The following is a 23,429-nucleotide window of genomic DNA, read 5'->3' on the forward strand; positions in this document are numbered from 1 at the left end:
AATAGCCAATCATGACCCCATCGAAATCACTGCCCTCTGGAGTTTTCCCATGAAAGCCATTGCCTTCTACGCGTCCCTGCCCGTCAACGACCCGTTGTCCTTGCAAGACATCGAACTGCCCGCCCCGGTCGCCGGTCCCCGTGACCTGCTGGTGGAGGTCAGGGCGATCTCCGTCAATCCGGTGGACACCAAGGTCCGTCAGTTCATGCCACCGGAAAACGGCGAGGCCAAGGTGCTCGGTTGGGATGTGGCCGGCGTGGTCAAGGCGGTGGGCAACGACGTCAGCCTGTTCAAGGTCGGCGACCCGGTCTTCTATGCCGGCTCCCTGACCCGTCCCGGCGGCAACAGCGAGCTGCACGTAGTGGACGAGCGCATTGTCGGGCACAAGCCGAAAAGCCTGGGTTTTGCCGAAGCCGCCGCCTTGCCGCTGACCGCCATCACCGCCTGGGAGCTGCTGTTCGAGCGTCTGCAAATCGCCGAGAACAAAACCGATCAGGGCCAGAGCCTGCTGATCGTCGGCGCGGCCGGGGGTGTCGGTTCGATCCTGACCCAGCTCGCCAGCCAGTTGACCGGCCTGAAAGTCATCGGCACCGCTTCACGAGCCGAAACCAAGGATTGGGTCACGGCGTTGGGTGCCGACCTGGTAATCGATCACAGCCGGCCGCTGAGCGAAGAACTCAAGGCCCATGGCCAGGCGCACGTGACCCACGTCGCCAGCCTGACCCAGACCGACAGCCACCTCGACCAGCTGGTCGAAGCCCTCAAGCCCCAGGGCAAGCTGGCGCTGATCGACGACCCGAAAAGCCTCGATATCAGCAAGCTCAAGCGCAAGAGCCTGTCGTTGCACTGGGAGTTCATGTACACCCGTTCGATGTTCGAGACCGACGACATGATCGAACAGCACAACCTGCTCAACCGCGTCGCCGAACTGATCGATGCCGGTGTGTTGAAAACCACGGTGGGCGAGCACTTCGGCCAGATCAATGCCGCCAACCTGCGCCGTGCCCATGGGTTTCTGGAAAGCGGCAAGGCCAAGGGCAAGATCGTGCTGGAAGGATTCTGAGCAACCACCAGTCAGATGATTGAGCCTGGTCATCTAAAAGCAGGAAATCAGCGCTACACTCGTACCCTCACTGCTGTTTTGGTTTTATCGCAGTCATTTTCAAGCAACAGAGAATGAGCCGTTACCAACAGGAGGAAGTGCGCAATGAATATACTGCTTAAAGAACTGACCAGGTCCCACGGCAATCAATGGCAGGTCCGCCTGGACCAGCACGTGGTGACCTTCCGTAGCGAAGCTGAAGCCCGTGCCTTTGTCGCCACTCTGCAAAGCAGGCTGCTGGCCCCCCACGCTTTCCCCGAACACAGGCAACGCGCCGTCGGTTAATCCCGCGTCGGGAACCTAGCCCTGGATGACTCGTGCGTTGTGTACGCGGCGAGTCGACATGGCCAGCGTGACCACCAGCACACCGCACAAGCTGATGACCAGGGCCATCGGCACGGCGCTGCCATCGTGCAACACGCCGACCAATGAGGCCGCCGCCGCCGCCACGCCGAACTGCAGGCAACCCAGGGTTGCCGATGCGCTGCCGGCGCGCGCGCCCTGGCCGTTCATGGCACAGGCCGAAGCATTGGGCAAAATACAGCCCAGGCTGGAAATACAGATGAACAGCGGCACCAGCAACGGCCACAGCTGTTGCGGGTGCAGGCTGCTGATCGCCAGCAGTGTCAGGCCGGCCACCAGGTAGACCCACACCGCGCGGACCAGCAGAAAGGCCGGACCACGCTTGGCCAGCAGGCGCGCATTGACCTGCGCGGTCAGGATGAAGCCCGCGGCGTTGGTGCCGAACAACCAGCCGTAGTGCTCGGCCGGTACGCCATAAAGCTTGATGAACACGAACGGCGAACCGGCGATATAGGCAAACATCCCGGCAATCGCGATGCCGCCGGTCAGGGCGTGGCCGAGGAACAGGCGGTCGCCCAGCAAGCGGCCGTATTGGCGCAGCGCCCCCGACAACGGCGGACGTGGCTGATTGGCCGGCAGGCTCTCGGGCAGGCCGAGAATCACAGCGATGGCCGCCAGGGCACTGAAGATCGTCAGGGCGACAAAAATCGAATGCCAGCCATAGAGGTTGACCAGCACGCCGCCGAGCATCGGCGCCAGGATCGGTGCCAGTCCCACCACCAGCATCAGCTGTGAGAAGACCTTGGCCGACCCCACCGCGTCGCATTTGTCGCTGACCACCGCCCGGGAAATCACCATCCCGGCGCAGCCGCCCAGGGCCTGGACGAAACGCGCGGCAATCAACCAGTCCAGGCTCGGGGCAAAGGAACAGGCCAGGGACGCGACGGTGAACAGCGCCACCCCCACCAGCAATGGCACCCGCCGACCGAAACGATCGGCTACTGGCCCGTAGGCCAACTGGCCGATGGAAAGGCCGAGGAAATACACCGCCAGGGTCAGCTGGATATGTTTTTCATCGGTCCCGAAGGCAGTAGCCATGGCCGGAAAGCCCGGCAGGTAGAAGTCGATGGCCAGGGGCGCGAAGGCGCTCAGGGCGCCAAGAATCAGGATGGTTCGCAGGTTCATCAGGTGTCCAGAGAGGATCGACGCGGGCGCCTAGTCTAGCGGCGCGAGGAGGCCTTGAACAATCTGATAGGTCGCTAACTATTAAAAAAACCGAATCCGCGTCAACCGGCCAGCTTCGCCTCATAACCTTCTTCGCTGATGGCGCTGAGCACTTCCTCCGCCGACAGCCGGCTGCTGACACCGACTTCCTTCGTCGCCAGGTCGACCCGCACCTCGGCCGCCGGATCGCGGGCCTGGACCGCCTGGGTAATGGCCCGTACACAGTGACCGCAGGACATACCCTGGACATTGAAGACTTGCATGACACAGCTCCTTTCATGGGGGAATATGGGCAGTCTCAAGCTTGCCACCGTGGCAAGGTCAAGTTCCTGATGACACTGCCGGGCTGGCATTTAACGCAAGCCTGCGCCAAGCTTCGGCATCGACGATCAAACCGTAGGAGATTCAGCCATGCGCTGGTCAGCATTCAGCCTGTTCGGCCTTCTCAGCATTTTCGGTGCGAGCCCTTTCGCCACTGCGGCCGGAGAGAACTATGCCGTCCTGATCATTTCGCGCGAGCGCCTGGAAGTCTCCACTTCCTGCGAGATCGGCATCTATCTGCAGGATCAACTGTCCGGCCGTCTCTTCCAGGAACAGTCCAGTTCCTTCAACCTGCCACCGGGCAATGTCTCGATCCGCTTGAAATTCCTGCCCGGACAGACCCCAGGCTGCGAAGCCGGCATGCTGACCACCCCCGAGCAGGTGATCAAGCTCAACGGCGGCGATGTGCGCAAGTTCTCCATCGTCGGCGGCCCGGAAGGCCTGCGCCTGAAACAGGCACCGCTGGGTTATCAATAAGGGCTTGACCTTGCCAAGGGGGCAAGGTTGATCCTTGGGGCAACTTCTCCAGGAGTATTGCCCATGCTCGCCTCCACCTTCTTCGACCTGCCGATCGCCGGCATGACCTGCGCCAGTTGCGCCGGCCGTGTCGAACGCGCCCTGAGCAAGGTCGCCGGCGCCAGTGCCGTCAGCGTCAACCTCGCCACCGAACAGGCCCGCGTCCAGGCCCCCGCCGATAGCCTGCCGGCGCTGCTGCGCGCCGTCGAGCAGGCCGGTTACAGCGTGCCCACCCGCAGCCTGGAACTGGAGATCGGCGGCATGACCTGCGCTTCCTGCGCCGGCCGGGTCGAGCGGGCCTTGAGCAAGGTGCCCGGCGTGCAGAACGTGAGTGTCAACCTGGCCAGCGAACGGGCTCATCTGGATCTGCTGGGCCAAGTCGACTCCAGCGTGCTGATCGCCGCGGTCACCGGCGCCGGCTACCGCGCCAGCCTGCGGCAAAGCGAGGCCACCGTCGCCCAGGAGCAGCAACGGCGCCTGCACCGCGAACGCCTGTCCCTGTTGCTGGCGATCGCCCTGGCCCTGCCGCTGGTGGTGCCGATGCTGGCCCAGCCGCTGGGTTACCACTGGATGCTCCCGGCCTGGCTGCAATGGGCCCTGGCCACGCCGGTACAGTTCATCTTCGGCGCGCGCTTTTATGTCGCCGCCTGGAAAGCCGTCAAGGCCGGGGCCGGCAATATGGACCTGCTGGTCGCCCTCGGCACCAGCGCCGGTTATGGCCTGAGCCTGTATCAGTGGGCCAACGCCGCGCCCGGCAGCATGCCCCATCTGTACTTCGAAGCCTCGGCGGTGGTGATCGCCCTGGTGCTGCTCGGCAAATACCTGGAAAGCCGCGCCAAGCGCCAGACCGCCAGCGCCATCCGCGCCCTGGAAGCCTTGCGTCCGGAGCGGGCGATCCAGGTGATCGACGGCCGCGAGCAGGACGTGGCCATCAGTGCCCTGCGTCTCGATGACCTGGTACTGGTCAAACCCGGCGAACGCTTTCCGGTGGACGGCGAAGTGGTCGAGGGCCGCAGCCATGCCGATGAAGCCCTGATCAGCGGCGAAAGCCTGCCGGTGCCCAAGCAGCCCGGCGACCCGGTCACTGGCGGGGCCATCAACGGCGAAGGGCGGTTGCTGGTGAAAACCCGGGCGCTGGGTGCCGAGACCGTACTGGCGCGGATCATCCGCCTGGTGGAAGACGCCCAGGCCGGCAAGGCGCCGATCCAGAAACTGGTGGACAAGGTCAGCCAGGTGTTTGTCCCGACCGTTCTGTTGCTGGCCCTGGCGACGCTGATCGGCTGGTGGCTGCACGGCGCGCCGCTGGAGACCGCGCTGATCAATGCGGTGGCGGTGCTGGTGATTGCCTGCCCCTGCGCCCTGGGCCTGGCGACTCCGACGGCGATCATGGCCGGCACCGGCGTGGCCGCGCGCCATGGCATTCTGATCAAGGACGCCGAGGCCCTGGAGCGCGCCCATGAAGTCAGCGCCGTGGTCTTCGACAAGACCGGCACCCTGACTTCCGGCGCACCGCGCATCGCCCACCTGATCACCACGGCCGGTGACGACGACAACGCGTTGCAACTGGCCGGCGCCCTCCAGCGCGGCAGCGAACATCCCCTGGCCAAGGCGGTGCTGGACGCTTGCGCGGAACGCGGCCTGCTCCTGGCGGATGTCAGTGACAGCCGGGCGCTGAGTGGACGCGGTATCGCCGGGCGCCTCGGCGAACGCGCCCTGGCCCTGGGCAATCAGCGCCTGCTCGACGAAAGTGGCCTGAGCGCAGGCGCATTGGCCGAGTCCGCGAGCGCCTGGGAAGCCGAAGGTCGGACCTTGTCCTGGTTGATCGAACAAAGCCCGCAACCACGGGTACTTGGCCTGTTCGCCTTCGGTGACACCCTCAAGCACGGCGCCCTGCAAGCCATCGCACAGCTCAAGGCCCGGCAGATCAGCTGCCACCTGCTGACCGGCGACAACCGTGGCAGCGCCAGGGTGGTCGCCGAGGCCCTGGGTATCGACGATGTTCACGCCCAGGTGCTGCCGGCGGACAAAGCCGCCATCGTCGCCGAGTTGAAACGCAACGGTGTGGTGGCGATGGTCGGCGACGGCATCAACGACGCCCCGGCACTGGCCGCCGCCGATATCGGCATTGCCATGGGTGGCGGCACCGATGTCGCCATGCACGCGGCGGGCATCACCCTGATGCGCGGCGATCCGCGGCTGGTGCCGGCGGCTCTGGAAATCAGCCGCAAGACCTATGGGAAGATCCGCCAGAATCTGTTCTGGGCCTTCGTCTATAACCTGATCGGCATTCCCCTGGCCGCCTTCGGCCTGCTCAATCCGGTACTGGCCGGTGCGGCCATGGCCTTGTCCAGTGTCAGCGTGGTAAGCAATGCCTTGCTGCTCAAGACCTGGAAACCCAAAGACCTCGACTGAAGGAGTTGTCATGAATATCGGCCAAGCAGCCCGCCAGAGCGGCCTGAGCGCGAAGATGATCCGTTATTACGAGTCCATCGGCCTGCTCAAGGCCGCCAGCCGCACGGACAGCGGCTACCGTGTGTACAGTGCGCAGGACTTGCACACCCTGGCCTTTATCAAACGTTCCCGGGACCTGGGTTTCTCCCTGGAGGAGGTCGGCAAGCTGCTGACCCTCTGGCAGGACCGCCAGCGCGCCAGTGCCGACGTCAAGGCCCTGGCCCGCCAGCATATCGAGGAATTGAGCCGCAAGATCGAAGAACTGGCCAGTCTGCGTGACACCTTGCAGGACCTGGTGGAGCACTGCCACGGCGACCAGCGGCCCGATTGCCCGATCCTCAAGGACCTGGCATCGGGCGGTTGCTGCCATTAAAAAATCCGGCCGAGGCCGGATTCTTCATTCAAGCGATCACTGCTGCATCCACGGCGGAGGCGGCTCTTCAGCCTTGCTCGGCGGTTTGTCATCCGCCGCGCGGATCGCCTGTCGGCGCTCCTCCTCGAAACGTGCCGCTTCGATCTCGCGCATCACGCTGCCGACATCCGCCAGTTCTTCCGGATCGTCGAACTCACCCGTCAGAATGCTGCCCGGATGCAAGGTACCGGCTTCGAACAACGCCCACATTTCCTTGGCATAACGGGTCTGCCGCAGCTCCGGAGCGAAACGCCCGAAGTACGAGGCCATGTTGCCGACGTCCCGCTCCAGCATGCTGAAGGCGTGGTTGTTGCCCGCCGCATCCACCGCCTGGGGCAGGTCGATAATCACCGGGCCCTGTGGCGTCAACAGCACGTTGAACTCCGACAGGTCACCGTGCACCAGACCGGTACACAACATCAGCACGATCTGGGAAATCAGGAACGCGTGATACTCGCGCGCCTGATCCGGCTCCAGCACCACATCGTTGAGGCGCGGTGCGGCATCGCCGTACTCGTCCGCCACCAACTCCATCAGCAGCACGCCTTCCAGGAAGTCGAACGGCTTGGGCACCCGTACGCCAGCGCTGGCCAGACGGAACAACGCCGCCACTTCCGCGTTCTGCCAAGCGTCCTCGGTCTCCTTGCGACCGAACTTGGAGCCCTTGGCCATGGCGCGGGCCTGCCGGCTGTTACGCACCTTGCGGCCTTCCTGATACTCGGCCGCCTGACGAAAACTTCGTTTATTCGCCTCCTTGTAGACTTTGGCGCAACGTAGCTCGTTGCCACAGCGCACCACATAAACCGCTGCCTCTTTACCACTCATGAGTGGGCGCAGCACCTCGTCGACCAGACCGTCCTCGATCAGGGGTTCAATGCGTTTTGGAGTCTTCATCAGCTTTTATTGTGGGTCCTTTATTGCCAAACACGCGAATGTCACTCGTTATACGGCAATCCTCTCACAGCGGGGAGAGGATGCCGACCTCGAATACTCTCCAATGCACTCAATGTGCCAGATTATTCCGACGAACCGGCCAGATGAAAGCCGCGACTCCAAAGAATAGCTGACGATTATCAAGCTATTGTTCACGCAGCACCTTGCCTTTTCTGACCGAGGCCGACAGCCTGATGCTCAGAAAAAATCAGAATATTCGCCCTGTACCTCAACTTTTTTCCGCGCCAGCCGAAGCGCTCTAGGACAAAGGCGTTTTTGTCGGACAATCAGGTACGCCATCAGCGAAACGGATTTTCAGTACAGACACCATTTTCACAGCTGCCCTATTACAGATCGCAGGCGATCAATCCGCCTGGGGTCTACAAGAAAAATCTGGAGCGCGGATGAACATCAAGCAAAAATTGACCTGGGCGTTTGCAATCGTCGCCTGTTTGCCGGTGGTGCTGGTTGCCACCCTGGTGGTACTGAACCTGCGCAGTGAAGCCCGCAGCAACTTTGTCGATGGCAGTGGCCGGGAGATCCGCCAGGTCAGCAATGCCATGCAGCTGTTTTTTGACGGTATCAGCCAGAACGTCGAATACCTGGCCAGCCAGCAGTTGATCAAGAATACCGATGGCAGCCTCAAGACCTACATGAGCGCCGATGCGGCCAAAGTGCCCCAGGGTGACATGGACAAACAGGTCTTCGGCTTCCTCGAAAGCTTGGGCACCAGCCATCCGGCCTATGCCTACGCGATCATCGGCACCGAGGCCGGCGGCTACGTGTCCTGGCCCGATGACCCGAAACTGAGCAACTACGACCCGCGCCAGCGCCCCTGGTACAAGACGGCCATGGCCAACCCGGGCAAGCCGATCCGTACCGCGGCCTATTACTGGGCTCAGGACGACGCCACCTACGTCAGTACCGTGCGCACCGTCACCAACAAACTCGGGACCCCGGGCGGCGTGGTCAGTATCGACGTGACCCTCAAGCAGCTCACCGAGATCGTCAAGCAGATCAAGCTCGGTGAAAGCGGCTACCTGATGCTGATGGAGAACAGTGGCAACCTGCTGGTGGACCCCAAGCAGCCTGAGCACAACTTCAAGGCCCTGGGCAGTCTCGGCAGCGGTTATGCGGACCTGGCCAAGGCCGGCAAGGGCCTGGTGGAAGTCGATATCAACGGCGAACACTACATGGCCAATGTCTGGCCATCGGAGCAGTTGGGCTGGACCTTTATCGGCCTGATCAAGCAGAGCGAAGTGATGGCCTCGGCCAACCAGTTGACCTGGCTGGTGGCGATCATCGCCGCCGTGCTCGCGGTGATCTTCGCCATTGTCGGCGCCAGCTTCGCCAGCCTTATCGTGCGGCCGATCCGCAGCGTGGCCAGCGGCCTGGAAGGCATCGCCCAGGGCGAAGGCGACCTGACCCAGAATCTGCAGATCCGTGGCAGCGACGAAACCGCGCAACTGGCGAACTGGTTCAACCAGTTCCTTGGCGCGATCCGCAGCCTGATCCAGCACATCGGTCAGTCGGCGAACAAGATTCTCGATTCGTCGCGTAATTCCACCCGGGTCTCCGGGGACATGGCCGACGCCGCCGGGCGCCAGCGCGAAGCGGTGGACATGGTGTCGACCGCCTTCCACGAAATGGTCGCCACCGCCAACGAAGTCGCCCGCTCCTGCAGCCAGGCCGCCGAATCGGCCGACAGCGGCCAGCGCCAGGCCCGCGAAGGCCAGCAACAGATCGATGCGGCAGTGAGCAGCGTCGACCAGTTGAGCCATGAAATTTCCCAGTCGGCCCAGTCGATGCAGCAATTGGAGACCGACAGCAACAATATCCAGTCGATTCTCGGCACCATCCGCTCGATCGCCGAGCAGACCAACCTGCTGGCACTCAACGCCGCCATCGAAGCGGCCCGGGCCGGTGAGCAAGGCCGTGGTTTTGCGGTGGTCGCCGACGAAGTGCGGGCCCTGGCCAAGCGCACCGCCGACTCCACGGCGGAGATCGACGGCCTGCTGGGCAATCTGGCCAAGCGCACCAGTCAGGTCGCCCAACAGATGCACGCCAGCCTTGAGGTATCGCAGGAATCGGTGAACCGTATCGGCCTGGCACGCACCAGTTTCGGGCAGATCCGCGAGTCGGTGGACGTGATCCGCGACATGAACACCCAGATCGCCACGGCGGCGGAAGAACAGCACCACGTGGCCGAAGACATCAACCGGCATATCAGCCAGATCCATGGCGATGCGCAGTTGGTGGCGGAACTGGCGAACTCGGCGCGGCTCGATTCCCAGGGTCTGGCGGGGCTGTCCAGTGAGCTGGATGCGTTGGTCAAGCGCTTCCGGACCTGATCAGATCTTGAGCACGCCGCATAACCTGTAGGAGCCTGGCTTGCCAGCGAAGAGGCCCTTGAGGCCGCCAAAAGCTTCGCGGGCAAGCCCTGCTCCTACAGGTGGGTGGTGTTCTTGAGTCTGTTGCGGTACTCAGTGGCGGAACAGTTCTCCCGGCGTATAACCGAACAAGCCCTTGAACGCGGCGATAAACGCCGACGTCGAGTCATAACCACAGGACAGCGCGGCCCGGGTCACGCTGTCCCCCGCCTCCAACGTCCCCAGCGACGAGAGCAATCGCGCACGCTGGCGCCAGCCCCGAAAACTCAAGCCGGTCTCACGCTGAAACAACCGCATCAAGGTTTTTTCCGACATGCCCAGGCGCTCGGCCCACTGCCCCAGGGTCACCCCCAGCTCCGGGTTTTCAATCAACTCGTTGCACAAGTCGAGCAAGCGCGAATGGCGCGGCAGCGGTAGCGAGAACCCCACCTCCGGCAGCCCCGCCAACTGATCCAGCAACACCTGCACCAAACGCCCCTCGCTGCCGCCCTCCTCGGGATAATCGGCCGGCAACAGGCAAAAACTCTTGATCAACTCCCGGGCCAGCGGCGTCACCTCCAGCACCCGGCAACGCGACGGTGCCCACTGGCAATCCTCGCGACGCACATACAGGCTGCGCATTTCCGCGCGCATCGAGGTCACCACCTCATGCTCCAGCCCCGCCGGAATCCAGACACCCCATTGCGGCGGCGCAAAGAAGCTGCCCTCGGCGGTATGCACCCCCAGCACCCCGCTGATGGCATAGGAAAACTGCACCCAGTCATGCCGGTGACGCGGCGTCCACGACCCGGCACTCAGACTCTCGGCCCGGGCATACAACGGGCGCGGCAGGGACGCCAGTTGCGGAATCTGTCGTTGGGGACCACGTTGTCCGTTAGTCGGCATGAATAGACCTTGTATCGCAAGACAGCTTTCAGGCTGCGACCTTAGGCCAAGCCATCGTTTCTGACAATGCCGCGGGCCATCAGCGCCCGACAGTGGTTCGCTTCTAGCAGCAAAGCAACACGGCGCAACGAATAAACCCTATCCTGTGCGAGATACAGCCTATAAACATGAAAGTTTTTTCCCACAAACAAAGCGACTGCTCATGCCCGTGAACTGGCAATACCTGACCGCCGCGCCGAGCTTGCCCGCGCTGTACCTGCGCGCTGCGACACGACGCATCATCGCGGGCCAACACTTGCCTGACCAGGGGCTACGCAGTTGGGTGACCGTCGATGAACGGCGCCTGGCCGCTTATCGCCGGGTCTGCGGCTTTGCCGAGGGCAGCCCGATGCCGGCGACCTATCCCCATGTGCTGGCCTTGCCCCTGCAACTGCAGTTGCTGACGGCCAAGGAGTTTCCCTTTCCGCTGCCGGGCCTGGTTCACCTGAACAACCGTATCCGCCTGCTGCGGCCCCTGGGCGGCATGGGCAATCTGCGGATCGGTGTGCAGGTGCGTAACCTGCAGCCTCATGTCCAGGGCGCGACCTTCGATCTGCTCACCGAGATCGACGATGCCCTCGGGCCGCTTTGGGAGGCTGAAAGCCGGCTGCTCTGCCGGGGCGTCACCCTGGACGCCAAGCCACCACGGAAAACCAAGGCCCCGGTCCCGCCCTTGAGCGAGCTGACGCACTGGCAGGTTCCGGTGGATATCGGTCGGCGCTACGCCAGGGTTTCCGGCGACTACAACCCAATCCACCTGACGGCCCTGAGCGCCCGCCTGTTCGGTTTCCCCCGGCCCATCGCCCATGGCCTGTGGAACAAGGCCCGGATCCTCGCGGCCCTGCACGAGCACCTGCCGAGCGCGAATATCGAGATCGAGGTGGCGTTCAGAAGACCGGTGCGCCTGCCCGGCGAAGTCGGCCTGTGGGTCAGTGCACCGGGCTCGAACGGCGCGTTCAAATTGTCCGGGGCCAAGGGACTGGAACATCTGAGCGGCCGTTGGCGCCCCATTGCCTGACACCACACCTACCCGCCCTGACGAATATTTCATCGGCTCCAGGTGTTATCCCTACAGCAAGGCCCTTGCTTCCCGTTCTCATCCACCGGAAGCTAGACGCCTTGAAGGAGAACACCCGCATGAACCTCGACGAACTGACCCAACGCCTGCACGGCATCCGCGATCGCAACGACTGGAAAACTTTCCACAGCCCGAAAAACCTGGCCATGGCCGCCAGCGTGGAGATGGCCGAACTGGTGGAGATTTTCCAATGGCTCAGCGAGGATCAATCGCGCCAGTTGCCACCGGAAAAGCTCGCCCATGCCGGACAGGAAGTCGGCGATATCGTCCTCTACCTGCTCCTGCTGTGCAGCGAACTGGGGTTGGACATGAACGAAGTGGTCCGCGCCAAGCTGGCCGACAGCGAACGGCGCTTCGCCCAATGAGCGACCGTCATTTCGACCAGTTGGCGACCCGTTTCGCCGAAAAAATCTACGGCGGGGCCAAGGGCGCGATCCGCCTCGCCGTGCTCCAGGCCGACCTGACCGAGAGCCTGCCGCAGCGCCCGTTGCGGGTGCTGGATATCGGCGCGGGCCTGGGCCATATGTCATTGTGGCTGGCCGAACGCGGTCATCAGGTGACCCTCGCCGAACCCGCCGAACCGATGCTCGAGGGCGCACGCCAGCGCTTTGCCGAGGCCGGACAAAATGCGACCTTTATCCAGGCACCGTGGCAGGAACTGCTCGGCCAGCTCACCGAACCCTATGACCTGGTGCTCTGCCACGCCGTGCTTGAATGGCTGGCCGAACCCCATGCGATCCTGCCGGTGCTGCACCAGCTGTGCAAGCCCGATGGCTGGCTGTCCCTGGCCTTCTACAACCGCGATGCACTGATCTATCGCAACTTGCTCAAGGGCCATTTCCGCAAGATGCGCAAGAACGAGATGGCCGGCGAAAAGCAGAGCCTGACCCCGCAACAACCCCTTGATCCACGGGAATTGGCGGCGCAACTTGAAGGTCTGTGGCGGGTCGAAACCCAGAGTGGCGTGCGGGTTTTCCACGACTACATGCCGGTTGAATTCCAGGCCCGCGCCACCCTGGCGGACCTGCTGGAAATGGAACTGGCCCACCGTCGCCATCCCGGTTTTGCCGGACTGGGACGTTACCTGCACTGGATCTGCCGTCCGGTCTGAATACGGAGGATGCAATGAGTCGCCGTTTTTGTCTGCTAGCGCTGTGCCTGGGGATGGCTGCCTGCCAAAGCAACAATCCCTACACCAGCAGTTCCATGCCCTTGCCGCCGGCCCCGGCGCAGGTCGCCCATGGCCCGGACCTGAGCGCCTACCCGGCGCCGCCACGGGACTATGGGCGCTACCGCACCTGGGCCTGGAGCAATGACCGGCTGCCCGCCGGCACCACCTGGGCCGATCCGGCGCAGTTGGCCGAAGTGGTCGGCAATGCCCTCGAACAGCAGGGCTTGCGGCCACGCCGCGATACGGTACCGCCGGACCTGCGGGTCAGCGCCGACCTCCATGTGGAGAAACGCCTGCGCCAGGTCCAGGAAGACTACGGTTATGCCGGCGGCCCTTATGGCTACCGCTATGGCATGTACCCCAGCGCCCCGATCGTGCGCACCTACGAGGTGCAAGTGCTCGTGGTGCGTATCAGCCTGTTCGACGCCGGCACCGGCCAACCGGTCTGGAGCGCCAGCGCCGAAACCGGCACCCAGGGCAATCAGCTCGAACGCGCGGATGCCTTGCGCGAGGCCGTGGGCAAAGCCCTGGCCAGCTATCCACCCAGCTAGACCCCCTCCGGAGAAAAATCATGTTCCGCCGTCTCGCTTTAGTGGTTTTTGCCGTGCTGCTCAGCGCCTGCGAAACCACCCAGGTCAACCATGACTTCGACGCCAGTCGCGACTTCGCCGGCTACCGCAGCTGGAGCTGGAAAGAACCCGCGTTGCAGTACCGACCCGACGATCCGCGGATCAAGAGCGATATCACCGAACAGCGGATTCGCCAGGCGGTCGGCGAGCAGTTGGACCAGCGCGGCTTGCGCCCGGTCATGGCCGGCGGCAAGGCCGATGTGAAGGTCCAGGCGTACCTGATCGTCGACAACCGCCAGCAGCAGGTGAGCACCAGCTACGGCGGCGGTTGGGGTGGCCCTTGGCAAGGCGGTTTCTGGGGCGGCCCGGGCTACACCGAAACCCGTAGCGTCGACTATCAGGTCGCGACGATCCAGATCGACCTGCTCGATGGCAAGGACGGCAAGCTGGTCTGGCGTGGAAGCGCCGAACAGATGGTCAACAACGGTTCGACACCCGCCGAGCGCAGCGCGGCGATCAACCAGGCGGTGGCCAAGTTGATGAGCGCGTATCCGCCGAAATAGTCGTTCGCCGCAACATTCCCGCCCCTGTAGCGCGTCGACCGACGGCGCCTGCAGGGGCCCTATCGAATCGCCCAACCTTGGCTACACTGGCAGACAACACTGGAAAGTATGCGCTCGGCCAGCGGCCGGCAAGGGAGTGCTCGATGTCTTTCCCCGGTCGTGTCGTCGGTTTTCGTGGCCCGTCCGGGCAACGCGGGGCGATTGGCCTGATGGCGGCCCTTACCCTCGGCCTGGCCCTGCTCCTGATGGTGGTGGTGGTCGATACCGGCCGGCTCTACCTCGAACAACGCAAATTGCAACGGATCGCCGACGGTTCGGCGCTGGAAGCGGTGAGCCGCGCGGGGACCTGCCTGCCCGGCCTGAGCGCCGCCAGCTACGCGACCCAAAGTGCCAGCCGCAACGCCTTCACGGTCGGCACCGGCAACACCTTGACCACGACCTGCGGCACCCTGGTGACCGGGGCCAATAACCTGCGCACCTTTGCCGTGGATGCCACGCAATCCTCGGCCATCAAGGTAGTCGCCACCCATGCCGTGCCCACCAGCATCGCTGCCGGGATCTACTCCCTGGTGTCACCCGGCACCTTCAATCCGAATACCCAATTGACCGCAACGGCAGTGGCCGCGACGCCCTTGCCGCCCACCGCGCAATTGAGCATCCGCAGCACCCTTGTCGTGGCGAACCTCAACTCGGTCCTGGGCCCCTTACTCGGCAGTTCGCTGAACATCACGGCGGCCGGCTGGAACGGCCTGCTCAGTGCCAATATCAACCTGCTCAGCTACCTGCAACAACTGGCCATCGACCTGAACGTGACGGCCGGCAACTACACCCAACTGCTGGCGACCAACGCCACCGTCTCGCAATTGATCAGCACCGCCATCACGGTCTCCCAGGCCAATGGCGCGAGCGCCGATGTACTAACCGCACTGGGCAGCCTGAAAGTCGCCGCACAAACAGCCGGCAGCATCCAACTGGGGAGCCTGATCAACCTTTCGACCACCACGCCAACCTCGGTGCCGAATGCCAACCTGCAACTGTTCCAACTGGTCCAGGCACTTATCGAAGTTGCCAATAACCAGAACGGTCTGGCGGTGAACCTTCCCGTCAGCCTGCTGGGCTTGGGAGTGGGGGCGACAGTCCAGGCCAAGGTCATCGAAGCACCGCAGTTCTCCGTGATCGGCAATCCGGCACTGGCCGCGCTCAACCCGACAGGCCCCAATGGCATCTATGTACGCACTGCACAGATTCGAACGCTGGTGACATTGAACATGGCCGGCAGTCTCACGGGGCTTGCGACAGGAGCGCTTTCAACCGCGGCAGGATTGCTGGGGCTGAGTGTGAAAGTGCTTCCCTCGTCGACGTTGGATATCAGCCTGGACGCCGGAGGCGGCAGCAGTTATGTCACAGGCTATACCTGCGTCAGCGATACAAATAAAAGTCTTTCCATCAAAGCCTCCTCCGACGCACTCCATCTGCAAGTGGGCAATGTCAGCGGAAACTGGGCAAGCAGCGCGGCACCACTGACGCTAACCCCCTTCACAGTGATAGCTATCGGCACGAGCGCCGCACCTTCTTCCGGTGGAGGTATTTCATTGATGATCGACCTCCCAATACTGTCAACAACCGGTAACAATACTTTTGTTAATCCACCCAATGTCGGCCAGACATCGACTCCAGCCTACCCATCCTACACATTGCCACAGACGTCCAACCCCATCACCAGCGTGACTCAGTCACTCAGTACCATGCTGACAGTCAGCGGCCCCCTTTCGACACTCCTCACGACCCTGGTCAGCGGTCTGCTCACAACCCTGAGCAACCTGCTCGGCCCCCTATTGGACAACCTGATCAACACACTACTGACGGGACTGGGCATCACGGTCGGCCAGATTTCCGTCGACGGGTATCTCACCTGCGGCCAGACCGGCAAGGCCTACCTGGTGATCTGAAGCGATCGGCAGTTCCACACAGAACCGCGCCCCGGCCTCGCCATTGCGTACGCTGAGGCGCCCGCCCATGTTCTCGACAATCCCGTAGCTCACCGACAAGCCCAACCCGGTGCCGACGCCTATCGGCTTGGTGGTGAAGAAGGGTTCGAAGATCCGCTCCAGCAACCGCGGATCGATGCCGCCGCCGTTATCCTCGACAAACAAACGCACCGCCCGCTCATCACGTTCGGCGGTCAGCGCAATCCAGGGCTCGAAATCGCGGTTCTTCTCACGCTTGCTCAACAAGGCATCCCGGGCATTGACCATCAGGTTGATCAGCACCTGCTCCAACTGGTCGACAAAACCCCGCACCTGCACCTCGAACCCGATGGGCGCTACCCTCAGTTCCACGCCCTTGCCCTTCATTCCCTCGCTGAGCAACGACAGGGTGCCCTCCACCGCCTGCGCCGGATTGAACGGCGCCTGCTCGATTTCCGAACGGCGGCCGAACACCCGCATATGATCGACCACCCGCGCCGCCCTCTGGACCTGGGCGTCGATGCGATTGAGCTTGTCCTGCAAATAGTCGACCTGCACATCGCCATTGCCCAGGCGCTTGAGCACATTGACGATGGCCATGCGCATGACGTTCAGCGGCTGGTTGATCTCATGGGCCAGGCCGGTAGCCATTTCCCCCAGGGTGGCCATCTTCGCGCTCTGGGTCAGTTGCTGCTGGGAACGCCGCACCTCGGTGTTATCACGTCCCACCGCCTGCACCTCGACCAGTCGGCCTTGCGCGTCAAACACCCCGCGATCCGACCAGACCCACCAGGCATGCTCGCGTCCGGGCAATTGCAGGCTGATTTCCGCCGTACTCACCGGGAGCTCCGGGGTCAGCAGGGACAGACGCTGGACAAACGCCGCGCGCTGCTCGGGCGACAGCCAGTTGCCCAGGTTGGCCCCCGGCAATTGCTCGGGCGAACACTCCAGATAGACCGCGAGCGGCTTGTTGCCGAAGGTCAGGGTCAGGTCCGGGCGGTAACGACAGATCATCGCCGGCGAATCTTCCACCAGGATGCGATAGCGCTCCTCGCTCTTCTCGATCTGCTCGGCGGCCAGGGTCGCTTCCGTGATGTCCAGCCACAGCCCCACCGCTTCCACCGGCAAGCCGAGGTCATCACGCAACAGCCGGGCCTCATCCAGCATCCAGTGATAGGCACCGCCCTTGTCCCGGAGCCGATAACGGCAACTGACGTTGCCTTCACGCAGCAACTGGCGGGTACGCTCGAAATAACGGTCGCGATCCTCGGGATGAATCCACTGCGCCAGGCGGCCATCGGCACAGTCGGCCAGGGTCCAGCCCAGCAGCGGCAACAGGCTGTCGCTGAAGAACACCGGCTGCAAGGCACCCTCGACATAACGCTGTACATAGATCACCGCCGGCGAGCTGGCAATCAGGTTGTCCAGCCGGGCATGGGCGGCGGCGGCGGCCTGCTCCTGGTTCTTGACGTCACTGATGTCGAGCATGAAACCAATGATCCGCAAGCTGTCACCAACACCCAGCACCTGACCCTGCAGGCGATACCACTGAGGGGCCTGCTGCGGGTCCTCGGCATGCCGGCGGACACAGAGCAGCAGCGCCTTGCCCTGCTGCAAGTCGTACATGCGGCTGGACAGTTCCTGGCGGTCGGCGGCGTGGAACAACCCCAGCCAACCTTCCAGCGACACCACCCCGTGCAACGCTTCAAGCCCCAACCCTTGCACCAGTTGCGGGGCCAGTTGCAGTTCGTCGAGGGCCGGCGTCCACTCCCACCAGCCGGTGCCCAACAAACCTTGCAGCACCTCCAGGCGCTCCAGTTGATGGTGGTGAACCTGCTGCCGCAGGCGCGCCAGCAGCGGCGCCGCCAGGGCCGCCGCCAGTTGCAGCCAGTCACGGTCGTCCAACTGCGTTGCGCGCTGATGGGCCGGGTAAAAACCGGCGAGCAACCACGCCGCCACCCCATGGTCATCACAAAAAGGAATGAGCAAGCCATCGGCGTTGCCCATCACCCCTTGCAGGCGCAGATGCTCACTGAGGCCTTGTTGCGCGTTGAAGTACAGCGGCACCATGCCATTGAGGCTGTCCAGGCCACTGCCCAGGGCCTGGCCGGTCTGCCACAGGGCCGGAGCGTCATGGGCCCGATACTGACTGTGCACCGTCCACTGCTGTTGATGTTCGTCAAGCAGCGCCAGGGCAACACAGGGAATCCGCCAGCGCTGGGACAGGCCCTGCAACTGCTCGTTCAGCACCTGGGGCAGACGTGCCAGGCTGCACAGGCGCAATTGTTCGCTCATCTGCCCGGCGACCTGCTGCAGCTGCTCACGCAACGATGAGCGCAGGTTGTGCTCAAGCAGGTCGCCGATGTCCAGGGCCTGCAACCACCAGCCGGGATTGCCGGGCTGGACCCAGGCGCGGGTATGCAGGACTTGCCCGGCCGGTCCACTGAAGTCCAGGTCGAGGCTCTGGCCGAGCCAATCCGCCGGCACGCCTTCGACAGACAAGCGACTGGAGAGCAGCAACAGGTTACGCAACTCACAACCTGCCGCCTGCGGCGCCAGGTCATGACGCAAGGGACCGTCGACGCTCAAGACCCGGCCCTCGTCATCGAGCCGCAGCAGCAAGCCGAAGGCCGGGGCGGGCAAGTGGCGCATGGGCTCGGGCGGCGACTCACTGCCGCGCCCCAGCAAGCGCCCGAACAGCTTGTCCCCTGCGCTCAAAATTGCAGACTCGAGATGACCGTCAGGTTCGCGGGAAGGCTGGGCACCGTGCCGATGCCAGGTAACACCAGAAACGGCAGGACATTACGCAGTTGGGATGTCGGGTACGTGATGGTGACCGTCAGGATACCGCCCGAGTAGAGCGCCGTAATATTGTTGGCGGCGGTGAAGTTGAAGCTGCTGGGAATCCAGGTCAACCGGTTGGCGGCCGCCTGGACGGCGGTGGTCTGGACCAGAGCGGTATAGCCACTTCCGGCCGCCACCGGGTCGACCGCCACGCTACTGCGCAAGGCCTCGGCCGTCGCTTCATGGAACGACTGCACCATCAGCAGCGGCAGGCAGTAGCTGACCATGCCATAGAACACCGCGAAAAAAATCAGGAACACGAGGGCGAACTCGATGGTGGCGGCGCCTTTTTGCTTTCGGGGGAGGCTGGGGCTCATGGCAAGGTCTACCCTGACAACTGCACGTTGCTATCAGCATAGAATCATTCGCCGGGAAGAGACGTTTTTTAGCCCATGCACAGCCTTGTTCTAGCGGCCTGGTTCGCACTCTGTGCCACCCAGGACCTGCGCCACCGGCAAATCGCCAATAGCCTGACCCTCGGCAGCGCGGTGCTGGCCCTGATCTATCTGCTCTGGACCGGCAGCACCTGGCTGGGGGCGCCTGCCGCCCAGGGCGGCATCGCCTTGCTCCTGGCCCTGCTGCTGACCTTGCCCGGCTACGCCACCCGACGCATGGGTGCCGCAGACGTCAAGCTGTTGTCGGCGCTGGCACTGGCCAGCGAGCCGTCGACCCTGCTCGGCACCTTTATCGGCGCCGGCGCCGCGATGCTGCTCTGGCACTGGCTGGCCCCCCGAGTGTGGCCATTACTGGGGCAAGGAACGCAGGCAAGCCTGCACCACCTGGCCCCGGAAACCTTGGGCAAACGCCCTTTCGCGCCATTCCTGCTGATTGGCCTGCTTGGCATGTCGATCAACTCCCTTTAGTAGTAGCACTATGTACAGAGTGGCAAAGTGCGTCTACTTTTGAGGAACAAGCCCTGCGAAACTGCGCGCGTGGGCAAGGAGCTCGTAGTCATTGGCTGGTAGAGCATGGAGTCGCGCGTGAACAAGCTTGTCTCACAAGTAAAAGTACTGGTGGTGGATGACCAACCACCGATCGTCGAAGAAATCTGCGAGTTTCTCGAAAGCAACGGCTACCGTTGCGTCCCTTGCCTGTCCAGTCGGCAGGCGCTTGAAGGTTTCAGCGAAGACAGCGAGATCGGCCTGGTGCTCTGCGACCTGCAGATGCCGGAGCTGGACGGCATCGAACTGGTGCGCCAGCTGCAACAGATCGCCGGGAAACATCGGGCTTTCGAGGCCATCATGCTCACCGGGCGGGCCGACAAGCAGGACGTGATCAAGGCGTTGCGCGCCGGTATCGCCGACTACTACCAGAAGCCCGTGGATCTGCACGAACTGCTCGAGGGCATCCATCGCCAGGACAAGGCACTCGCCGAGCGCAAACGCACCGACAGCCTCGGGCATCTGAACCAGAAGCTGCAGTTCCTCGCCGAATCCATCGACGACCTGTACCAGGACCTGAACAGGATCCGGAGCGGTTCGCCTGCCGACAGCAGCGAGGAAGCCGATCCCGACTCGGTACAGATCCTGCCCGAAATCGTCAGCCAGCTATCGCCGCGCCAACTGGACGTCGCGCGGCTGGTGGGCAAGGGCCAGACCAACTACCAGATCGCCTGCGAGCTGGGCATTACCGAAAACACGGTGAAACTCTATGTGTCCCAGGTGCTGCGCCTGACCCATATGCACAACCGCACCCAACTGGCACTGGCCTTGTCACCCACCAGTGTCCGCCACAGGGGCATCACCGAACACTGATCCCAGCAGACACTCGCTTGCCGGCAATGGCGATGGAAAATTAACCGCCACTGTCGTCAGCTGGCCCGCGCCTGCAGGTTTTGCTTAATTGCTCTTCAGCGTCCCACCAGTATCCTGCTTGAAAAATTCCGGAATCGGATGTTTGTAGCTGTCCAGCCAGCGTTGCAGGCTTTGCTCGCGTTCGCTCGGCGTGGCGACCTGGGGCGTCGAGCTCTGCTGCTTTCCCGCCACCTGTAGCTGCAACCAGTTTTCCGTCTCCTTCTGATAGGGCGAAGACGGTCTCTGCTCTACCGCCTGGACCGCCAACGACAGTAGCAGGCACGCCACGCCACAGAGTTTGTATGGTTTCATCCCGACCTCCTTGATGTCGATTCAACGCACGCTTGCCGCAGCGGCAGGCGCCTCCTCCCTTGTCGCCACCCGGTCACTGGCGGGCCGGCTACCCGCTCCGACGCCGCTCTTGAGCTGCTGCGCCCGGGCCTGGGCCTCGCTGAACTGCCCGGGGCTCAGGTTCATCCGGGTGACCAGCTCAGCGGCCTGGCTCCAGTTGTCCTGATAAAGCAACAAGCTCACCAGGTTCACCGACGCCAAGGGATCGGACTGCTTGAGTTCGATGGCGGTAAGAAACTCGAAACGGGCATCCTCCAGTCGCAGTTGGTTGAGATAGACCACCCCCAGGTCGTTGCGGATCTTCTCGTCGGTCGGCGCCAGGCGCGCCGCCCGCTGCAAATGCGCCATGGCCTGGCCGTTGTCGTTGCGCGCCGCCGCCAGTTGCCCGAGACCATGCTCACCTTCGGCCGCGAGGCAAGTCCCGAGCAGGCTGCGATACAGCGGCTCGGCCTCGCTACGGCCCAACTGCCGATAGACCCGGGCCTTGCGCAAGCGCACGGCGTCGAGGCTTTCCGGCAGGTTCTGCAGGTTGGCCAGGCTGGCGTGCAGCTTGCCCTCATTGGCCATGTCATCGGCCAGGTTCAGGGACAACTCCTGGTCGGCGTCCGGTTTGGCGCAACTGCCCCCGGTCCCCATCAGTGCGGTCCAGGGCGCACGACCATCCCCGGCACAACCGGCCAGCGTCAGAAACGCCACCGCGGCAATCAATACCTTCATCCAACCACTCCCTAGGATGCGCCAAACGCCTTGGCCAGGGCGGTAAAACCCGGCCCCGCCAGGACAATCAACAATGCTGGAAACAGAAACACCATCATCACCACGGACATCTTTGCCGACAGTTTGGAGATGTACTCCTGCTGACGGGTCAAGCGCCGGTCATCGAGCAATTGCTTGAGGGCCAGCAACGACTTCATCGCCCCACCGCCCTGGTGGATCAACTGATGGAGGATCACGCAGATATCGTCGAACTCGTCCACCTCCAACAGGCCGGCCACCTTGTTCAACTCCTCTCCCAACTCCAGCCCCGAATCGACCCGCGCCAGTACCAGGCGCAGCTCCCCGGTCACCACCGGCAGCAGCTCCCGGCCCTCCTGGGAGAGCACCCGCAAGGCCTGTTCCACCGCCATGCCCGACTCGAACAGGATGCGCAGCAACGGAATGAAGGTCGATATCTCCTGGACCACCTGCTTCTGCCGACGCCGAGCCAGCACCACCAACAGTCGCTTGGGAAACAGATAGCCACCGGCCAGGGCCAGGAAAGGCGCGATCCAGGGCGAGGTGGTGTCAGGGAAGAGCACCCCTTCCAGCAGTGACACTATTCCCAGCGCCAGCACCGGAGTGGCGATCTGGCTGGCGGCAAACAACGAACGCTGGCGGGCCTTGCGCCAACCCACACGATTGAGCAGCACCAGGGTTTCGTTATCCATGCTGATCAAGTGCTGGCCGAAACGGGATTCGCCCAAACGACGCAGCAGGTTGCCGAAACGGTTGTCGCGACTCATATGACCTTGCAGACGCCGGGTCACGGCACGCTTGCACCGACGTCGCTGCATCCATTGGCCAGCCGCCAGGGTCAAGGCGGCGAAGAGCAGCAGGGCACTGGCCAGGATCGTCATCTCACACGCTCCGCAACATGCGCCAAAGCGCCAGGCAACCGAACACCTGTAACCCGAAGGCCATCAGCAGCATATGCTGGCCACTGTTGTCCTCCCACATGTGCATCAGGTAGCCCGGGTTGGAGACCAGGAAGAAGCCCGCCATGCCCACTGGCAGCAACGCCAGCACCACGGCGGTCATGCGGGTTTCCCCGGTCATCGCCCGCAGTTGCCGGTCACCCTGCTCGCGTTCGCGAATCAGCTTGATCAGGTTTTCCAGCAACTCGCTGGCGTTGCCGCCATACCGGTGGTTGACCTTCAAGCCCAGGGCCAGGAAACGGAACTCGTCGCGCTCATAGAATTGGGCAAAGTCGTGCACGGCATCCGACAGGCTGACCCCCAGCTCGACATTGCGTCGTACCCGCCCCATGGCCTCGCGCAGCGGATCGGTTGAGGCCTCGACACCGCCCATAAGCGCATCGGCCAGGGTTCGCCCCGACTTGAGACTGCGCACGGCGTGATCAAGCGCCGAAGGCAGTTGCTCGACCATCCGCCGCAAACGACGCCGATAGCGCCAGGCCAGATACAGACGCAAGGCCAGGGGCGGCAGTACCAGCATCAGCAACAGCCCCATGCCAGCGGCCTGCACAGCGCCGAGCACCACCAGCAGCGCCCAGATCCCCAGCCACAAGCCTTGCCGCTCGCCGGGGCGATTCAGGCCGGCGCGCACAAACAGCCGATCCAGGTGGTTCTTCGTGGTGTGGGTCGTCGGCGCCAGGACCGGCTGCCCTTGGCCCAGGCGGCTCAGTACCCGTTCATGACCGGTCTTGCGCAGGCTGATGTAGAACAAACGCATCGACAGCCCCAGCAATACCAGGCTGATCAACCAGAGCAACAGGGGAATTAACATCGGCGCCCCTCC

24 protein-coding genes are annotated in these 23,429 nt (G+C 63.3%); 14 read left to right on the top strand and 10 right to left on the bottom strand.

Annotated elements, in window-relative coordinates:
* Positions 1-49: 49 nt before the first annotated feature.
* Complete coding sequence (locus tag M5B42_RS27655; RefSeq protein ID WP_248747592.1) at positions 50-1,063, top strand: zinc-binding alcohol dehydrogenase family protein; 1,014 nt, start codon at positions 50-52, stop codon at positions 1,061-1,063.
* 144 nt (positions 1,064-1,207) lie between these two features.
* Positions 1,208-1,387, top strand: a complete 180-nt coding sequence (locus tag M5B42_RS27660; RefSeq protein ID WP_248747593.1) for a hypothetical protein — start codon at positions 1,208-1,210, stop codon at positions 1,385-1,387.
* Between the two features lie 15 nt (positions 1,388-1,402).
* Here the strand turns inward: M5B42_RS27660 and M5B42_RS27665 are convergent, their stop codons facing one another.
* Together M5B42_RS27665 and M5B42_RS27670 are read right to left on the bottom strand one after the other, a co-directional pair.
* Positions 1,403-2,590, bottom strand: a complete 1,188-nt coding sequence (locus M5B42_RS27665) for a multidrug effflux MFS transporter (protein ID WP_152741617.1) — start codon at positions 2,588-2,590, stop codon at positions 1,403-1,405.
* Positions 2,591-2,691: 101 nt separating this feature from the next.
* A complete protein-coding gene (locus M5B42_RS27670; RefSeq protein ID WP_103496996.1) occupies positions 2,692-2,892 on the bottom strand; it encodes a cation transporter in 201 nt (66 codons plus the stop codon).
* A gap of 148 nt (positions 2,893-3,040) precedes the next feature.
* Between M5B42_RS27670 and M5B42_RS27675 the strand changes: the two genes are divergently transcribed.
* From M5B42_RS27675 to cueR, 3 genes are all read left to right on the top strand, one after another.
* Positions 3,041-3,427, top strand: a complete 387-nt coding sequence (locus M5B42_RS27675) for a hypothetical protein (RefSeq protein ID WP_152741616.1) — start codon at positions 3,041-3,043, stop codon at positions 3,425-3,427.
* Between the two features lie 63 nt (positions 3,428-3,490).
* Positions 3,491-5,878 carry a heavy metal translocating P-type ATPase gene (locus tag M5B42_RS27680; RefSeq protein WP_248747594.1) on the top strand — a complete coding sequence of 796 codons (2,388 nt, stop codon included), beginning with the start codon at positions 3,491-3,493 and terminating at the stop codon, positions 5,876-5,878.
* Positions 5,879-5,888: 10 nt separating this feature from the next.
* A complete protein-coding gene (cueR, locus tag M5B42_RS27685; RefSeq protein WP_177101360.1) occupies positions 5,889-6,290 on the top strand; it encodes a Cu(I)-responsive transcriptional regulator in 402 nt (133 codons plus the stop codon).
* Between the two features lie 36 nt (positions 6,291-6,326).
* On the opposite strand, the gene M5B42_RS27690 is transcribed toward cueR, so the two are convergent.
* Entirely contained in the window at positions 6,327-7,223 is an 897-nt protein-coding gene (locus M5B42_RS27690) for a PA4780 family RIO1-like protein kinase (protein ID WP_248747595.1), read from the bottom strand.
* A 443-nt stretch (positions 7,224-7,666) separates the two neighbouring features.
* On the opposite strand from M5B42_RS27690, the gene M5B42_RS27695 reads away from it, so the two are divergent.
* Positions 7,667-9,613, top strand: coding sequence for a methyl-accepting chemotaxis protein (locus M5B42_RS27695; RefSeq protein WP_248747596.1), 1,947 nt, complete (start codon positions 7,667-7,669; stop codon positions 9,611-9,613).
* A 132-nt stretch (positions 9,614-9,745) separates the two neighbouring features.
* On the opposite strand, the gene M5B42_RS27700 is transcribed toward M5B42_RS27695, so the two are convergent.
* On the bottom strand, positions 9,746-10,537 hold the full coding sequence (locus M5B42_RS27700) for a helix-turn-helix transcriptional regulator (protein WP_248747597.1): 792 nt from the start codon (positions 10,535-10,537) through the stop codon (positions 9,746-9,748).
* A gap of 202 nt (positions 10,538-10,739) precedes the next feature.
* Between M5B42_RS27700 and M5B42_RS27705 the strand changes: the two genes are divergently transcribed.
* The 6 genes from M5B42_RS27705 (at position 10,740) to M5B42_RS27730 (ending at position 15,906) form a co-directional block, all read left to right on the top strand.
* Positions 10,740-11,594, top strand: coding sequence for a MaoC/PaaZ C-terminal domain-containing protein (locus M5B42_RS27705; RefSeq protein WP_248747598.1), 855 nt, complete (start codon positions 10,740-10,742; stop codon positions 11,592-11,594).
* A 119-nt stretch (positions 11,595-11,713) separates the two neighbouring features.
* Entirely contained in the window at positions 11,714-12,019 is a 306-nt protein-coding gene (locus M5B42_RS27710; protein WP_100944316.1) for a MazG-like family protein, read from the top strand.
* A complete protein-coding gene (locus M5B42_RS27715) occupies positions 12,016-12,765 on the top strand; it encodes a methyltransferase (RefSeq protein WP_248747599.1) in 750 nt (249 codons plus the stop codon). The genes M5B42_RS27710 and M5B42_RS27715 overlap by 4 nt, the downstream gene beginning before the upstream one ends.
* A gap of 14 nt (positions 12,766-12,779) precedes the next feature.
* The gene (locus M5B42_RS27720) at positions 12,780-13,376 is read left to right on the top strand and encodes a DUF4136 domain-containing protein (protein ID WP_248747600.1); all 597 of its coding nucleotides are present in this window, start codon (positions 12,780-12,782) and stop codon (positions 13,374-13,376) included.
* Between the two features lie 20 nt (positions 13,377-13,396).
* Positions 13,397-13,957: a DUF4136 domain-containing protein gene (locus tag M5B42_RS27725; RefSeq protein ID WP_248747601.1), complete on the top strand. Its 561-nt coding sequence runs from the start codon at positions 13,397-13,399 to the stop codon at positions 13,955-13,957.
* Positions 13,958-14,100: 143 nt separating this feature from the next.
* Complete coding sequence (locus M5B42_RS27730; protein ID WP_248747602.1) at positions 14,101-15,906, top strand: pilus assembly protein TadG-related protein; 1,806 nt, start codon at positions 14,101-14,103, stop codon at positions 15,904-15,906.
* Here the strand turns inward: M5B42_RS27730 and M5B42_RS27735 are convergent.
* The gene (locus M5B42_RS27735; RefSeq protein ID WP_248747603.1) at positions 15,814-18,642 is read right to left on the bottom strand and encodes a PAS domain-containing sensor histidine kinase; all 2,829 of its coding nucleotides are present in this window, start codon (positions 18,640-18,642) and stop codon (positions 15,814-15,816) included. The genes M5B42_RS27730 and M5B42_RS27735 overlap by 93 nt on opposite strands.
* Positions 18,639-19,085, bottom strand: coding sequence for a TadE/TadG family type IV pilus assembly protein (locus M5B42_RS27740; RefSeq protein WP_248747604.1), 447 nt, complete (start codon positions 19,083-19,085; stop codon positions 18,639-18,641). The genes M5B42_RS27735 and M5B42_RS27740 overlap by 4 nt, the downstream gene beginning before the upstream one ends.
* A 75-nt stretch (positions 19,086-19,160) precedes the next feature.
* Between M5B42_RS27740 and M5B42_RS27745 the strand changes: the two genes are divergently transcribed.
* Complete coding sequence (locus M5B42_RS27745; protein WP_248747605.1) at positions 19,161-19,631, top strand: prepilin peptidase; 471 nt, start codon at positions 19,161-19,163, stop codon at positions 19,629-19,631.
* A 117-nt stretch (positions 19,632-19,748) separates the two neighbouring features.
* Positions 19,749-20,522 carry a response regulator transcription factor gene (locus tag M5B42_RS27750; protein ID WP_248747606.1) on the top strand — a complete coding sequence of 258 codons (774 nt, stop codon included), beginning with the start codon at positions 19,749-19,751 and terminating at the stop codon, positions 20,520-20,522.
* 84 nt (positions 20,523-20,606) lie between these two features.
* On the opposite strand, the gene M5B42_RS27755 is transcribed toward M5B42_RS27750, so the two are convergent.
* From M5B42_RS27755 to M5B42_RS27770, 4 genes are read right to left on the bottom strand one after another with little or no spacing between them, the layout of a single operon-like run.
* Entirely contained in the window at positions 20,607-20,873 is a 267-nt protein-coding gene (locus M5B42_RS27755; protein WP_248747607.1) for a DUF3613 domain-containing protein, read from the bottom strand.
* 21 nt (positions 20,874-20,894) lie between these two features.
* Entirely contained in the window at positions 20,895-21,629 is a 735-nt protein-coding gene (locus M5B42_RS27760) for a tetratricopeptide repeat protein (protein ID WP_248747608.1), read from the bottom strand.
* Between the two features lie 11 nt (positions 21,630-21,640).
* Positions 21,641-22,528, bottom strand: a complete 888-nt coding sequence (locus tag M5B42_RS27765; protein WP_248747609.1) for a type II secretion system F family protein — start codon at positions 22,526-22,528, stop codon at positions 21,641-21,643.
* A gap of 1 nt (position 22,529) precedes the next feature.
* On the bottom strand, positions 22,530-23,417 hold the full coding sequence (locus M5B42_RS27770) for a type II secretion system F family protein (protein ID WP_177101336.1): 888 nt from the start codon (positions 23,415-23,417) through the stop codon (positions 22,530-22,532).
* Positions 23,418-23,429: the final 12 nt, after the last annotated feature.

It is taken from the genome of Pseudomonas sp. MWU12-2037 (genome assembly GCF_023242345.1).
Lineage (GTDB): Bacteria > Pseudomonadota > Gammaproteobacteria > Pseudomonadales > Pseudomonadaceae > Aquipseudomonas > Aquipseudomonas gingeri_D.